The organism is Shewanella sp. A22, from assembly GCF_053850585.1.
This window is the reverse complement of sequence record NZ_JBSQBN010000007.1, coordinates 39,387-55,665: the sequence shown is the minus strand read 5'-3', so window position 1 is coordinate 55,665 and position 16,279 is coordinate 39,387. Positions and strand designations below refer to the sequence as shown.

Below are 16,279 nucleotides of genomic sequence, written 5' to 3'. Positions count from 1 at the left end.
GAATATTAATTAAAAAAATGTATGATAATTTCTATAACAGAAATTTTAAATTGTTTATTGAAACGATTAAATGTAACAACTTAGTTAGCGCGCCATCTTGCATAGTTATTCACTTTCGATTAATGAATGTATAAAAAAGAGCCCTTAGGCTCTATATGCAATGTAATGTGAACAGAAGGCTTTATTGCTCTGGCTTTATCATACTAAAATGTTCATAAGCTCTATGGGTTGCAATTCTTCCCCTAGGTGTACGCTGAATAAACCCTTGCTGGATTAAAAATGGCTCCAGTACATCTTCTATCGTTTCTCTGTCTTCCCCGATGGCAGCGGCGAGATTATCTAATCCAACAGGTCCACCCATAAATTTATCAATTATCGCCAGCAAAAGTTTACGATCTAAGTAATCAAAGCCTTGCATATCAACATCAAGCAAATCGAGCGCATATTCAGCAACTTGTAGAGTCACTTTGCCATCATGTTTAACTTCCGCATAATCACGAACACGGCGTAATAAGCGATTGGCAATTCGTGGCGTTCCACGGGAACGGGTGGCGATTTCAATAGCACCTTGCTCGTCTATCTCCAGCGACATCACATTAGCAGAACGTGTCACAATGGTGGTCAAATCTTTAACATTATAAAACTCTAACCGAAGTGGTATGCCAAAACGAGCTCTTAAAGGTGACGTCAATGCCCCAGCTCTTGTGGTCGCGCCAACAAGAGTAAAAGGCGGCAAGTCTAGTTTAATTGACCGTGCTGCGGGGCCTTCACCAATCATGATATCAAGTTGGTAATCTTCCATCGCCGGATAAAGGATCTCTTCAACAACAGGGCTTAACCGATGAATTTCATCGATAAATAATACATCACCCTCTTCAAGGTTTGTTAGTAACGCAGCTAAATCCCCCGCTTTTTCAAGAACGGGGCCAGAAGTAGATTTAATGTTTACCCCCATTTCATTGGCTACAATCATTGCCAATGTTGTTTTACCTAAACCTGGAGGCCCAAAGATCAACATATGGTCGAGTGCTTCACGACGATTTATGGCGGCTTGAATAAATATTTTCAGCTGTGCTCTTGTGTCATCCTGACCGGTATATTCATCCAACATTTTAGGGCGCATTGCACGATCAATAAGTTCATCTTGTCCTTGCACTTGTGGCTGGATCAGACGGTCAGCTTCAATCATTTTTACTTACCCTATTCATAAATATCATTATTTTTATAACATTGATTTTAAAGCAGCTTTAATTAGCGTTTCTGAACTCATGCCTTCTTTAAAAGCCGCAGACACTGATTTGCTAGCCTGAGCAGGTTTATACCCTAATGATAATAAAGCTGAAATAGCATCTTCTTCTGCACTATCTGCAACGACCACAGGTTTATAATTAGTTTGCAGCATAAACTCACGTTCGGAACCCACAGAAGCTTCAAGTAAGCTTTTTAGCTTGTCGCGCATTTCAATCACTAAACGCTCAGCGGTTTTCTTGCCCACACCAGGCAGTTTAACTAAAGTAACAATGTCATCCCGTTCAACACAAGCAACAAATTCAGACGCTGTCATACCTGATAAAATTGTTAGCGCAAGCTTAGGGCCAACACCATTGGTTTTGATCAGTAATCTAAACAAGGCTCGTTCTTGTTTAGTCATAAAGCCATATAATAACTGCGCATCTTCACGCACAACAAAGTGAGTAAACAACATTACCTGTTGGTTCAGCTCAGGCAATTCATAAAAGCTGGTCATGGGTATTTGTAACTCGTAGCCAACACCATTTACATCAATGACAACTTCTGGGGCGTGTTTTTCAATTAACATTCCATTTAGGCGACCAATCATTTATATCTTCCATATGTTCTGCTGCTAGCTTTACCGCCCATGGCAATAAGGCTTTGGTAAGTATGAAAATGACAAACAGCAACCCCAAGCGCATCCGCCGCATCAGCTTGAGGTGCGGCGGGCAATTTTAGCAGTTGTTTTATCATGTGCTGTACTTGTGTTTTTTGCGCTCTGCCCGTGCCGACTACAGCACTTTTTATTTGTGTCGCGCTGTATTCTGCAACGGGCAGTCCTGCACATGTAGCCGCGACAATTGCCGCACCACGGGCTTGCCCGAGTTTAAGGGCTGAATCTGCATTTTTTGCCATAAAGACCCGTTCAATGGCAAACTCATCTGGTTGGTATTGCGTTATAATTTCACTTAAACCAGCGTAGATTTGCTGTAACCGTTGCGGTAAATCATCTGCAGATGTACGTATACAACCACTACCCAGGTATATCTGTTGTCGGCCTTGGCATTGTATAACACCATAGCCTGTAATACGGGAGCCAGGATCAACTCCTAAAATAATGGCCATTGATGCCTCATACGTTGTCTAATGCTTGCATAACATCATCTGAGATTTCAGCATTATGATATACTTCTTGTACATCATCGTGATCTTCTAACGTATCGATTAAACGTAAAAATTTCTCTGCGGTGTCTTTATCCAGTTCTGATTTTAATGATGCCACCATGGTCACTTCAGCATGAACCGAGCCAAAAGAAGCGCTATCAAGTGCATCCTTCACTTGGCCAAAACTCTCAGGAGAGGTAAAAACGTCGATAGAACCATCATCATGGGTGATCACATCTTCTGCCCCCGCCTCTAACGCATTGTCAATTAAACTGTCTTCATCAATATCCGAATCATAAGAAATAATACCTGATTTAGTAAACAGGTACGATACTGAGCCATCTGTGCCTAAGTTGCCACCAGATTTATTAAATGCATTACGCACACCCGAAACGGTACGATTACGATTATCCGTCATGGTTTCAACCATGACCGCTGTACCGCCTGGGCCATAACCTTCATAAATAATGGTTTCTAATTGTTGGCCATCCATTTCACCCGCACCACGCTTAATGGCGCGTTCAACCGTGTCACGGGTCATATTATTTGATAAGGCTTTATCTACAGCGGCACGTAATCTTGGGTTGGCATCGATATCAGAGCCACCTTCTCGGGCTGCGACGGTGAGCTCACGAATAAATTTGGTGAATAACTTGCCGCGTTTTGCATCTTGTGCTGCTTTGCGGTGTTTAATATTGGCCCATTTACTGTGTCCCGCCATAATAACTCCTTACTATCTCATAGATTTTCTCAAGTAAATAAGTCTACTTGTAAAAAACGTACCGAGGCATAAGCCCCGGTAAGTGATGCCCTGTTAAGAGCGAGTAATAGACTAAGGTTAAGGTTTATTCTTCAACTTTAGGCTTTTCAAGCACAGCAATGCCTAATTCAGTTAACTGCACAGGATTAGCAAAACCTGGGGCGCTGGTTAATGGGCATGCTGCTGTAGTTGTTTTAGGGAATGCCATAACATCACGAATCGAGCTTGCACCTGTCATTAACATAATAATACGATCTAACCCAAATGCTAAACCTGCATGTGGTGGAGTGCCGTAACGTAATGCTTCTAACAAGAAGCCAAATTTCTCTTTGGCTTCTTCTGCTTCAATACCTAGTATATCAAATACGGTACTTTGCATTTCTGCATTGTGAATACGTACAGAACCTCCGCCTAATTCACAGCCATTCAACACCATATCATAGGCATCTGATATTGCAGCACCTGGATCGGCGGCCAGTTGTTCAGGGGTAATGCCCCGTGGCGCGGTAAATGGATGATGAACCGCATGGAAACCGCCATTTATTTTTTCAAACATTGGGAAGTCGACTACCCATAATGGACGCCATTCACCTTCAAGTAATTTGAAGTCTTCACCTGCTTTTAAGCGTAGTGCACCCATAGCTTCAGCCACAATATTGGCTTTGTCCGCGCCAAACAATATGATATCGCCAGTTTGTGCACCAGTACGACAGATGATGTCGTTAACAATTGATTCAGTCAAAAACTTAAGTACTGGTGATTGAATTCCTTCCATCCCCGCAGCTAAGTCATTTATCTTCATCCATGCTAAACCTTTAGCACCGTAAATACCGGCATACTTAGTATAATCATCAATCTGTTTACGAGATAAAGATACGCCTGTTGGAATACGTAATGCCGTAACACGACCTTCGATATCATTTGCTGGACCATTAAATACTGCAAATTCAACATCTTTAACTAAATCAGCAATATCAACTAACTCTAATGGATTGCGTAAATCAGGCTTATCTGAACCATAACGCTTCATTGCTTCTGCGTAGGTCATGCGGGGGAAATCACCTAAATCCACATTCAATAAATCTTGAAATAAACCACGCATCATTTGCTCAGTTTTTGCCATGACTTGTTCTGCTGACATAAACGATGTTTCAATATCGATTTGAGTAAATTCAGGCTGGCGATCAGCTCTCAAATCTTCATCACGGAAACATTTAACAATTTGATAATAACGGTCAAAACCAGACATCATTAGCAACTGCTTAAAAAGCTGTGGTGATTGAGGCAAAGCAAAAAATTGACCTTTATAAGTACGGCTAGGAACAAGATAGTCACGCGCGCCTTCAGGGGTGGCTTTGGTCAAAATGGGGGTTTCGATATCTAAAAAGCCATTGTTGTCTAAAAATCGACGTACAGAACTGGTGACTTTGGCTCTAAAAATAAGACGTTCAGCCATTTCTGGACGGCGAAGATCCAAATAGCGATATTTTAAACGTTGCTCTTCACTATTATTTTGGTAATTGTCCATGCTTAATGGCAAAGGAGCTGAGGCATTAATTATGCTCAGTTGCTTTCCTAATATTTCAATCTCACCAGTTTTCATTTGTGAATTAATTTGGCTTTCGGGACGGGCACGAACAAGACCTTTAACTTGTACACAAAATTCACTGCGTAATGTGCTTGCTACGTCGAAAACTTCTTTTAAGTCTGGGTCATAAACAACCTGAACTAGCCCTTCTCTATCGCGCAAGTCTAAAAAAACCACTCCGCCTAAATCACGACTACGGTTTACCCAACCTACTAAAGTTACTTCTTGACCTAGATGAGACTTATTAATGTCTCCACAATAATGACTGCGCATTGAACTCTATCCTTTATCCACAAAGCGGTATTTTTGGAAATCGAAAACGATAAAAACGGCATTATATACCGTGACTGAAACTTATGCATTGAAGTATCAGCTAGATTGAGTTAATTAACCAGACTTATGGCGAATAAACCCAATTGATTGACGGAAAAATCAGCAACAAAAAGGTTAGTTCATTTTATATTGATGACCGCCTACTTTTTTGGCTTGATACATTAATTGATCGGATTTTTTCAGCAATGATGTTACGTTATCTGCATCATCGGGAAAAATAGCAATGCCCATGCTGGCAGAAATAGTGACAATGATGTCATCTATAATAAATGGTTTTTTTAACGCTGATAAAATGCTTTCGGCAACTTGGCGAGCATTATCACTGGCGTCAATGTGATTTAATAACACCACAAACTCATCACCACCAAAACGAGCGACGGTATCAGATTCTCTCACATGTTTTGTGAGTAACAAGGCAATGCGTTGCAGTAGCTTGTCCCCTACGTAATGACCGTGTCGATCGTTTATTGCTTTAAAACCATCTAAATCAATAAACAATAATGCAAATTTCAAATTATCACGCTGATGAGTCAGCAAGGCTTGTGCTAATCTGTCGTCGAGTAAACTTCGGTTTGGTAACGCAGTAACATTGTCATGATTAGCCATAAACCTAAGGTTATCTTCCGCTTTAAGGCGCTTTTGAATTTCAATGTTTAACAAGCGATTCGACATCAATATAACAATAGCAATTATGGTAATAACCAGTAGGCCAATAACCAATACTTTTAGCCAACGTTGATAACGCAAAGTGTCACTATTAAGATCTAAAGAAACCCATTTTTGATACATGTGTTGCTGTTCAGTTTCATCAATTGTCGTTATGACTCTATCAATTAATGGCACCAGCTTTTTAACCCCTGGGAATAGACCTATATGGCTATGTTGTTCAGTGAGCTCCGCGAGTAATGACATCTTTAAACTCGGATATTGACCACCTTTTAACGTTGTTGCTAATGTCGAGACTTGTTCAACAAACATATCTGCAGCCCCATTAATCACCGTTTCCATTCCTTGCTTAGTGTCTGCCACAACGACTAAGTTAATACCAGGGTATTGTTGACGAAGTTGATCGACAATATGATAGCCTTCAACAACCGCAAGACGCTTGCCTGCAACTTGTGAAATGTTAAAAATTGGGGGTTGAGTCAGCGAAGTCACCATAGCCCAAGAGGACGGCCAATATGCTAACGAAAATTCAAGGGAGTTTGTACGTTCGGCAGTCTTTGCCATACTCGCAACGAGATGAATTTCGCCTTTCATAAGATCACCGAGCATTTTACCAAAATCATCGTAAGCAACTGGGATAATCGTTAAATTAAGCTGTTTTACTAATAAATTTCTAACATCCGCATTAACCCCTAAAAACTCACCATTTTTCCCCTGAAACTCCATTGGTGCCCAATTTTTTAAATACCCCATTTTAATGGCACCCAAACTGCTGATGTATTGTTTTTGTTGGGTTGTTAACTTAATTTTATTCGTTGAACCAGCAAAATAACGGTCATCTGGATTAATCAACCATTTACGCTCTATTTGAATTTGTTCTTCGACCGAAATTAAATTAAATCCAGCTTGAATACGATCAGCTAAGCCACTGTCATCAACACGGGTTAATGCATACATATCGGTCGAAAATTCTATCTCAGCATATTGCCGAAATTCAGCCCATAATTTGTTCGCCAATAAATAATGTGATGTCATAGCCGCAGAAGATACAAAACCCGTAATGTCTTTATTTCGGGCGGCTTTAACCATATCGTCCAATGAGTCATAAAAACGTAATTGCGCTTTAGGAAATACTTTTTTGATATCACTAATATAGGGGGCTGTCGGAAACACGCCTATACGCATTGAAATATCTTCGATGTTATTTAAGGTTTGGTCTGAGCTAAAAAAGCGACTTTTAACTGAAATAATATGCCATGCTTGCTGTAAACCAGTACGCATTTCTTGGCTCTCAGGATAACCAATGTGAACATCTGCAACACCTCGTTTAACATCTTCAATTGTGCTGTTAGTATCACCGACAACAAAATCGATATTGATACCAATTTTTTCAGACCATAATTTCCATAAATCAACTAACATACCGTGCGGCAAACCATCTACACCAATATCTGCATAAGGTTCAACGCCACTTTGCATGGCAATAATCACCCCAGACGTTTGTCGGTGATAACCTAACCAGCGCCGCTCTATTTTTTGAATCACCTGCGTGGGGATCAATTCAAATCCATGGTTAATTTTATCTATAAGCTTTTGATTACCCTTAACAACTGCAGGTGAAAGATGTATTTTCTTAATAAGAATACGTGATGAACTGTAAAAATTTGCAGCAATATCTTGTTCAAGTGCTAAGTTGCGCTGATAACCTTCAATACCTGCAAAAACAAATAATTCGCCTTTAACGGCGGCTTGCAGTAATTGTTCTCGATTTTGATAGTGCTTGAAACTCAATTTAGGTTCTATCGCAAGTAGTGTCTGTTCATGTGATGAGCCCATCACAACACCAATTTGATACGGAACCAAGTCACTCACTTGTTTTTTATTACCGAGTGATTTATGAACATATAAATAAGTATTGAGTGAGGTAATGGGCTTAGCAAAATCAAATTTCGCCAGCCTTAACTTATTTTGAGACATGCCAATATGTGCATCAGATTTATGTTGTTCAAGTTGATCAAGTGACTGCTGCCAATGCCGAGAAACAAACTGAACTTTAGTGCCTGTAACAATTGACCACTCGCGCCATAAATCGACCATTATACCGGCGGGAATACCTTTTTCATTGAGATACTCGAATGGATAGGTATCTTCTCCCATCACCACAATGATGGGTGGTTGAGGATCGGATATATCAGTTACATCAGGATATAACGCTGTTGCTGTTAACGAAAAACATGCAATTAATATTGCTAATATCCAAGGTATAAATTTCAAGTTTTTTCCCTAATACTTTCACTTTTTATACTGAATTAATGTATTACGCTTGTTAATACATAATTATTGATAATTTGCTCATACCATTTAAGGCTTAGCCCTTCACGTTACAGTGGTAAGCCACTTTGCTGTCAACCTATGGTATTGAATTATGGCTGATTCGACACCGTAATAAGTAAATAAATAATATCATTATTCACTCTTGTGTCGTGTTAATTTTATAAACGAACATTATTTTGTTATTTTTTTGTTCATAATATCAGCATTTACAACCGATAGACTAAAGATGATGACAAACTATTTTTAAAAAAATGCATAAATTGTCAGTAGGATACTTGCTGCGGTTCACCATGATTAGCTAAAATACATCCTTAATTTTTCTACATTACAGCTCATGACCTCTCAACAAGATACGATATACGCAAATGTAACCGATCAAATTACTGATTTTCAATTTGATCAACGTGTTGCAGGTGTATTTAATGACATGATCCGTCGTTCGGTTCCCGGTTACGCCCAAATCATTAATACCATTGGCGACTTTGCCAATCGATTTGTTACACCCCAAAGTAATATTTATGACCTTGGCAGCTCATTAGGATCAGCAACATTAAGTATTCGTCGCCAAATTGAAGGCCGTGAGTGCCAGATTTATGCAGTAGATAATAGCCAATCTATGATTGAACGCTGCACAGAAAACCTTGCCGCATATGTCAGTGACATTCAAGTCAATCTTTTATGTGCAGATATAAGAGACATTGATATTCAAAATGCTTCAATGGTGGTGCTAAACTTTACCCTACAATTTTTACCCATCCACGATCGAGATGCACTCATTAAACGTATTTATGACGGCATGTTGCCAGGCGGCATCTTAGTGATATCTGAAAAGTTATTTTTTGAAGATAGCCAAATCCAACAATTGCTCGATGAACAGCATTTAGATTTTAAGCGGGCAAATGGGTATAGTGAGCTAGAAATAAGCCAAAAACGCAGTGCACTGGAAAATGTAATGCGGCCAGACAGCTTGAATTTACATCAACAACGGCTAACTGAAAACGGCTTTAGCCATTTTTCAGTTTGGTTTCAATGTTTTAACTTTGCATCTATGGTAGCCATTAAATGATCAATTTTAGCTCATTCTATAAAGACATTGCGGACTCTAACTTGCAACATTGGTTAGAAACATTACCAGCAATTTTAGGTCAATGGCAACGGGATCATAAACACGGCAGTCTACCTAAATGGGAAAAAGTGCTCAATAAATTACATTATCCTCAACCGGATAATATCGATTTTAGCAGCAGTGTAACGATTGGAACCGGAGAACAACTCAGCTCTGGCCAAATTGAAAAATTAACCAATTTATTGGCAGTATTTCAACCGTGGCGCAAAGGGCCATTTTCAGTTCATGGCATTCAAATTGATACAGAATGGCGCAGTGATTGGAAGTGGGATCGAGTTAAGAATTTCATTTCGCCGTTAAACCATCGCACCGTGTTAGATGTAGGATGTGGAAGTGGTTACCACATGTGGCGAATGCTTGGGGCGGGCGCAGCACGCGTAATCGGTGTTGATCCATCACCATTATTTTTATGCCAATTCGAAGCAATTAAACGCATTGCAGGTAATCAACACCCTGTACATTTATTGCCTTTAGGTATTGAAGAGTTACCGGCTTTAGATGCCTTTGATACGGTGTTTTCTATGGGTGTGCTCTATCACCGCCGCTCTCCAATTGATCATTTACTACAACTACGCGACCAATTAAGAGTGGGTGGTGAACTAGTACTTGAAACACTGGTGATTGATGGCGATGAAAATGCGGTGCTTGTTCCGCAGGATAGATATGGCAAAATGAACAACGTTTGGTTTATACCCTCTGTTGCCGCCTTAATGCTATGGCTAAAAAAATGCGAATTTATTGATATTCGTTGTGTTGATATTGATACCACCTCGCTAGCAGAACAACGCAGCACCCAATGGATGAAAAACGAGTCTCTAGTTGACTATCTTGATCCTAATGATGTGAGTTTAACGGTAGAAGGTTATCCTGCACCTAAGAGGGCCATCATTATTGCAACCAAGAACCAACCGAATCACGATTTAGTTTAAATATTACTATTCAACAGGAATTGACATGTTAAAGCAGGTAATTGCTCTATCCGTTGTCGCGGCGCTTATCTCTGGCTGCACAACCACACAAAAACCGATAACACCTTCACTAACCAATGCTGACTTGAATAGCAGTTTACTTGCTTCGCAAGCCGCAATTATTGATGCGATTAATGTCAACGATAGTCAACAAGCTACCAATATTACCGTCCTTTCTGATGAAATCAGAAAGTTAAAAACTCAAGTTAGTACTGCAATGAGCCAAAAACCGAAAACCATTGTTGTCCAACCTCCAATGCCAAAACCGGTTGCGGTTCCAGAACAATGCCCAGAAGCGATAATTGGTGAGAAATTTTTACTTGGTGAAGTTGAAAGTGTATTTATTGATGAAGTGAAAGCAAAGTTTGCAACTCGAATAGATACAGGTGCAGAATCATCCTCTTTGGATGCTCGTAATATCGTTTTATTTGAACGAGAAGGCGTACAATGGGTTCGTTTTGATGTGATGACCAATGGTATTGATCAACCAGGTAACACGTTTGAATCAAAAGTAGAACGCTTTGTACGAATTAAACAAGATGCCGATACTGGTGATGATCGCCGTCCAATTATTCATGCTCACCTAAAAATAGGTAAATATGCCGCCGAAACAGATTTAAACCTAACGGATCGAAGCCACCTAGATTATCCTTTACTGCTAGGTCGTAAATTTATGAAGGACATTGCCATTGTCGATGTAGGCCAAATCTACATTCATGGTAAGGCCAAAAACCAAATTACCACGTTAATTAAGTAGGATCCGTAATGCATTCTCGTAAACCGTTTTATATCTTCGTTGCACTGTTATTTATTGCAGGGATCAGTGCCAGTATTTACCGTGGAGTTGAGCACAATGTCCCTTTTTTACCCGGTGAACAAGTACAAAGCTGGGCTGTAGATGCCAAGGTGAGTTTTAATGGCACAAACCGACCTGCCGAAGTGAGCTTTTCATTACCTAACGATCCAGCATTCGACATATTAGTCGAAAATGCTTCATCACCAGGTTATGGTTTGAACATTTCAACTGATACCCATAATCGTCGCGCGGTTTGGTCAATTCGTGAAGCTTCTGGACCACAAGCGTTGTATTATCGCGTTACGCTAGTGCCAACAGGTAAACTAAACATTGAAACGACTGAAGAACCTGTAACACCTGAACCATATTTATGGCCCGCGACAGAGAAGTCTGCAGCGGACCAAATAATTGAAGACGTTTGGACCCGCAGTGCGACAAATTTATCTTTTGCACAGCAATTAATGAATTTAATTAATGATAATGAACAAAGCCAAAATATGGCGTTGTTGCTATCAGCCAATACCTCAACAAACTTATTTGTGCATATGTTGCACTCTAAAGGTGTTCCTGCCCGTATCGTGAATGGTTTACAACTTGAAGATCAACGACGTCGTCAACAACTAGCATCCTATGTGCAAGTTTATAATGACGGTGAATGGATCCTATTTGATGTACCTAACAACAAGAAAGGTCGTGATAACACCTTAGTGCTATGGGAATACTCTGGTCACTCAGTGCTTGATGTTATGGGCGGAACAAATTCATTAGTGAATTTCTCAATGCTACAAGATACCCGATCAGCATTGGCAACATCTATTGATATGATGATGAATGATGATGCTTGGGATTTTTCCTTATATCAGCTTCCGCTTGAAGAACAAAGCACATTTAAAGGCATTCTATTAATTCCTATCGGAGTATTGGTCGTCGTGTTTTTACGCGTTATTGTTGGTATCAAAACATCGGGCACCTTTATGCCAGTATTGATTGCCCTTGCCTTTATTCAAACAACGTTACTAACAGGCTTAATTGGTTTCTTACTCATTGTAGCCTTTGGTTTAATGATCCGTTCCTATCTATCTACCCTTAACCTGCTACTCATATCCCGAATATCCGCGGTAATTATTGTGGTCATTTTTATTATTGGATTATTTACCTTAATCTCATTCAAATTGGGGCTCAGTGAAGGGTTAACAGTAACGTTTTTCCCAATGATCATCTTAGCGTGGACCATCGAACGGATGTCGATTTTATGGGAAGAAGAAGGTCCTAAAAAAGTCTTTGTTTCAGGTGGAGGCAGTTTATTTGTCGCCACGCTGGCATACCTCGCGATGGACAACCAATTAGTACAGCATTGGGTGTTTAATTTCTTGGGAATACATTTAGTTATTTTAGCCTTGGTATTAGTAATGGGACAATATACCGGTTACCGTTTAACCGAACTAAAACGCTTTAAACCATTAGTTGGAGAGAAATAATGAAGTACGCCTGGCCTTGGGAATTGAGCCGTAGCGGTGTACTCAACATGAACAGGCGCAATATTAGCTATATTGGTCGTTACAACCAGCGTAAATTTTATAAACGCGTTGATGACAAACTAATTACTAAGCAGCTTGCGCTTGCTAATGGCATTGCCGTCCCCGATCTTATTGGAGTAGTTCACGAGCAACATAAAATCCAAGAGATCCCGGCAATGGTCCTTGACCGTAGTGGTTTTGTCATAAAACCGGCAAAAGGTTCCGGTGGTAAAGGCATAATGGTGATCACAAAAGTGAGCAATGGCTGTTATTATAAAGCCAATGGTCATGAAGTGACCCATAATGAAATTTATCGCCATGTGTCTAACATTTTAAGTGGTTTATTTTCACTAGGCGGTAAACCCGATGTCGCGATCGTTGAAGGATTAATTGAATTTGACCCTGTCTTTGATGGTTTAAGTTACGAAGGTGTTCCTGACATACGCCTAATTGTTTTTAAAGGTTTTCCTGTTATGGGAATGTTACGTCTGTCTACTGCAGCATCAGATGGTAAAGCAAACTTACATCAAGGTGCTGTTGGTGTTGGCCTTGATATCGCAACCGGTAACAGTTTGCATGCAGTCCAATTTGACTTACCCGTTGATAAACATCCTGATACTCATTTTCCACTGTCGAACATCAAAGTGCCTCACTGGGAAACCTTACTTCACACGGCATCGAGTGCCTATGAAATGTGTGAATTAGGGTATTTAGGTACTGATATGGTATTAGATAAAAACAAAGGCCCATTGCTACTTGAATTAAATGCCCGTCCAGGTCTAACAATTCAAATTGCTAATGGTAAAGGGATCTTACCTCGACTTAAGCATGTGGAAGCGATGAAAAGCACCTCAATGTCGGTCGAAGAACGCGTGGCATATGCTAAAAAGCATTTTTGTAGTAATCCTATTTTTTAATATGTTAGTCACAGTTAATGCTGTGGCTAATCCTTTAGCACTGTTTGTTGAACAGTGCTTACAATATCAACCTAATTTAGGACAAAATAGCTTTGCTAACTTTCAATCGGTAGAACAACAAGCTGTTGAATTCGAAAAGCACACGCTTGCGTTAAATAATATCAATGATAGAGTTCAATACTACCGCCCTTTCGCCAATGATAGCCAAAACCAACAGGGCTTATTATGGTGTCAACTTCATCTTGCGGATGAACTTTATACGTTGACTTCATCACCAAATATTCAATTACTAATTGAAAAAACACCATTTCTTAGCCTACCTTATAATCAATTTGGTAAACGTTTAGCCAGTATAAAACAGTCACAATGGTCGTTAATCGAAAAATCAAAACTTCACAGTGCTCAAGCAAGCATTCATCAAGCATTGTCACAACGGCAATTTACCTTACACTTTAACCAGCAAGATTGTGTATTAACCAATAACTCTGATACTGAACACACCAATATCAAGACTAGTCTTGCAAAATATTTAATTAAACAACCCCAAGAACACTGTCGAAAGCAAGCTTGGCTTGCCTATCAGGTTCGCAATAAAACAAAACAAATCCCGGCACTTGAATTAATCCATCAATTAAAACAGAAGCATGCAATTCTTCAAGGTTATAATAATACTGCTCAAGAACAACTAGCACGGTATGGATTAACCCCACAACAATTACAACAATTCTTAACGAGTCAAACAACTAACCTTAAAATAGCACCATGGAATATTGCCCATGCACTTGCTAACACAAAAAAATCACCAAACATTAACCCACTAGCAAGCCGCCAATTTTTGCAGCAAGCACTCGACAGTCTTGCATCTTTAGGGTTAACGTTTGAACACATCACGCAAAAAAAAACAACCATAGATACGACCTCTACTGATAACACATATATTATTCGCGTGTGGCATCAACAACGGTTACTAGGTGAAATGTTTATCGATCCTCAAAGCAAATCTCAATCCAATTCGAACATTAATGCTCAACTAATAAAACAGACTGTCATTGGCCATCAATTTGGTCAATATGCACTCAGCTTCCCGGTACTGTTAACTCATGTGGAACAACAACAAAAATTAATTAACGCATTAAGCCAAGCAATAGTATCCTTAGCCCAAGGTGGTTCTTTTTATTTTTTAACGAATAAAGCACAGAATCCCAATGCCCATGCAATCGCAACACAATGGTTAATGCACTATATTCAGCAGCAACTTAATTTGCCTCAAATGTCTGAACGTCGAAGATTAGCCGCGCAATATCAACAGCAATTATGGGTGTTTAGAGCAAAAGTCACACTGGCATTTTATCAATATAGTGGAAAATTTGATAATGCCGAACAGCATAATTGGCTAAACCATAACCTTCAACTATCGTCGGCTTTTGAACAAAGTTTTGGTCAACAATGGCCAAACGCGACAGATGAAATATATAGTTATCAAGCTATTGCTAATGAAGGAATAAGCCATTATCTTCCTCTATGGCAAACTGCATTAACTCAATTAATCATTGCCGAAACATCGACCAGATTATCAACAACTGAAATATTTAATGTACTGGTTGTTAATGAAAAACAATTATCCTTAAACGATCAACTTGAACAGCTTATTGGCTTACCAACTGACCCACATTCACTTATCAGGAGATTTAAACATGCTGGAACTACGCAAGAGTAAAACACTCTCGTATTTACTATTGTCAGCTACGTTGTTCAGTAGTGTGGCGTTAGCAAAAGAGCCCGTCGAAAAAGCACCACATAATTTAACCGCGAAGCAAGTTTATCAAGGTATTAAAACCAATTTAGAAACCAATCTTTATTCATTACCGCCACGAGTACAAGGACACTATGCCATTCGTCAATTCCGTATGACGGGCGAAACGAAATATGCCAACGGTTCATTAATCGATTTACTCACCATTGCAGAGCGCCAAGCTTACTACTCTTGCAATCTAGATAAACCCGGTTTTATCAAAAGTGAATCACAAATTGAAGTCGATAAACTCGGTAAAGGACCGCGCGGTAAAGCCCGTAAAAAAGCCATTGCTCCATATCCAAACTTTATGTTGTATAGTGATGTGCTATTGCGCTATGCCAGCCGAGTTGACGAGTTTGGTTTCACCGGACCATGCCATGATCTAATGATAAAAACGCTTAAAAACGCCAATTTAGAACCGGCATTAACAGATAAAAAGATGATAAAAGCTTGGGCCGCACAGTTAATTAATTATGTGTATTGGGCAAAACAAATTGGCGTCGGTGACTATTATGAGGCATACAAAAAGGCTTTCATTAAAACCTACCCAGATAGCAAAGACGATAAGCTTAAGAAAAGCCAATATAAAAATAAAATTTATGGTATGACTCACTTTATTTTTTCGGCCAGCGAGTATTATCAACATTCAGTTGATGCAAAAGAATATCAGTGGATCTTAGATTATTTTGAAAAAAATATTGATCGCATTTTAACCGATACAACCGAAGACATTATCACAGAAGTAGGTATTAGCTTCTTAATTACAGGCAATGGTAATAATCCAGTTGTTGATAAAGTGAAAAAACATGTGATTGCGGCATATGACCCAAAAACAATGATGATCCCCTCTCCTCACGGTAAAGCGGAATTATCCAGTGGCGAACACAGAAACGTATTAGCGATGATGTTATTAGATTGGCCAGAAACATTGCATAAAGGCCCCTATTTGAATGACATTGCAAGTACTAAAAAGTACTTACCTAAATTAGTTAAACCTAAAGCGTTATTGGAAAAGGCTAAATTACACTAAAGATATAACGGTGTAATACCTTAGGCAAATGCTGTGCATTTGCCTTTTTTCT

At 39.5% G+C, this 16,279-nt stretch carries 13 protein-coding genes; 7 read left to right on the top strand and 6 right to left on the bottom strand.

Annotated features, from left to right (window positions below; genetic code table 11):
- Positions 1–181: 181 nt before the first annotated feature.
- The 6 genes from ruvB to ACWXWT_RS02755 all read right to left on the bottom strand — a co-directional run bounded on the left by ruvB (position 182) and on the right by ACWXWT_RS02755 (position 8,018).
- The gene (ruvB, locus tag ACWXWT_RS02780) at positions 182–1,189 is read right to left on the bottom strand and encodes a Holliday junction branch migration DNA helicase RuvB (RefSeq protein ID WP_456040094.1); all 1,008 of its coding nucleotides are present in this window, start codon (positions 1,187–1,189) and stop codon (positions 182–184) included.
- 33 nt (positions 1,190–1,222) lie between these two features.
- Positions 1,223–1,840, bottom strand: a complete 618-nt coding sequence (gene ruvA, locus ACWXWT_RS02775) for a Holliday junction branch migration protein RuvA (RefSeq protein ID WP_456040093.1) — start codon at positions 1,838–1,840, stop codon at positions 1,223–1,225.
- Positions 1,837–2,358, bottom strand: coding sequence for a crossover junction endodeoxyribonuclease RuvC (gene ruvC, locus ACWXWT_RS02770; protein ID WP_456040092.1), 522 nt, complete (start codon positions 2,356–2,358; stop codon positions 1,837–1,839). Before ruvC ends, ruvA begins: the two co-directional genes overlap by 4 nt.
- A 7-nt stretch (positions 2,359–2,365) precedes the next feature.
- On the bottom strand, positions 2,366–3,118 hold the full coding sequence (locus ACWXWT_RS02765; protein WP_456040091.1) for a YebC/PmpR family DNA-binding transcriptional regulator: 753 nt from the start codon (positions 3,116–3,118) through the stop codon (positions 2,366–2,368).
- 124 nt (positions 3,119–3,242) lie between these two features.
- Positions 3,243–5,018 carry an aspartate--tRNA ligase gene (gene aspS, locus ACWXWT_RS02760; RefSeq protein WP_456040090.1) on the bottom strand — a complete coding sequence of 592 codons (1,776 nt, stop codon included), beginning with the start codon at positions 5,016–5,018 and terminating at the stop codon, positions 3,243–3,245.
- A gap of 174 nt (positions 5,019–5,192) precedes the next feature.
- Entirely contained in the window at positions 5,193–8,018 is a 2,826-nt protein-coding gene (locus ACWXWT_RS02755; protein ID WP_456040089.1) for a diguanylate cyclase domain-containing protein, read from the bottom strand.
- Positions 8,019–8,412: 394 nt separating this feature from the next.
- Between ACWXWT_RS02755 and cmoA the strand changes: the two genes are divergently transcribed.
- From cmoA to ACWXWT_RS02720, 7 genes are read left to right on the top strand one after another with little or no spacing between them, the layout of a single operon-like run.
- Positions 8,413–9,144, top strand: coding sequence for a carboxy-S-adenosyl-L-methionine synthase CmoA (cmoA, locus tag ACWXWT_RS02750; RefSeq protein WP_456040088.1), 732 nt, complete (start codon positions 8,413–8,415; stop codon positions 9,142–9,144).
- A complete protein-coding gene (gene cmoB / locus ACWXWT_RS02745; RefSeq protein WP_456040087.1) occupies positions 9,141–10,133 on the top strand; it encodes a tRNA 5-methoxyuridine(34)/uridine 5-oxyacetic acid(34) synthase CmoB in 993 nt (330 codons plus the stop codon). The genes cmoA and cmoB overlap by 4 nt, the downstream gene beginning before the upstream one ends.
- Before the next feature lie 25 nt (positions 10,134–10,158).
- Complete coding sequence (locus ACWXWT_RS02740) at positions 10,159–10,929, top strand: ATP-dependent zinc protease family protein (RefSeq protein WP_456040086.1); 771 nt, start codon at positions 10,159–10,161, stop codon at positions 10,927–10,929.
- Positions 10,930–10,937: 8 nt separating this feature from the next.
- On the top strand, positions 10,938–12,446 hold the full coding sequence (locus tag ACWXWT_RS02735) for a UUP1 family membrane protein (protein WP_456040085.1): 1,509 nt from the start codon (positions 10,938–10,940) through the stop codon (positions 12,444–12,446).
- On the top strand, positions 12,446–13,402 hold the full coding sequence (locus ACWXWT_RS02730) for an alpha-L-glutamate ligase-like protein (RefSeq protein ID WP_456040084.1): 957 nt from the start codon (positions 12,446–12,448) through the stop codon (positions 13,400–13,402). Before ACWXWT_RS02735 ends, ACWXWT_RS02730 begins: the two co-directional genes overlap by 1 nt.
- Positions 13,365–15,119, top strand: coding sequence for a hypothetical protein (locus ACWXWT_RS02725; protein ID WP_456040083.1), 1,755 nt, complete (start codon positions 13,365–13,367; stop codon positions 15,117–15,119). The genes ACWXWT_RS02730 and ACWXWT_RS02725 overlap by 38 nt, the downstream gene beginning before the upstream one ends.
- Positions 15,097–16,227 (top strand): DUF3541 domain-containing protein, encoded by a 1,131-nt coding sequence (locus ACWXWT_RS02720; protein ID WP_456040082.1) that lies wholly within the window; start codon positions 15,097–15,099, stop codon positions 16,225–16,227. Before ACWXWT_RS02725 ends, ACWXWT_RS02720 begins: the two co-directional genes overlap by 23 nt.
- Positions 16,228–16,279: the final 52 nt, after the last annotated feature.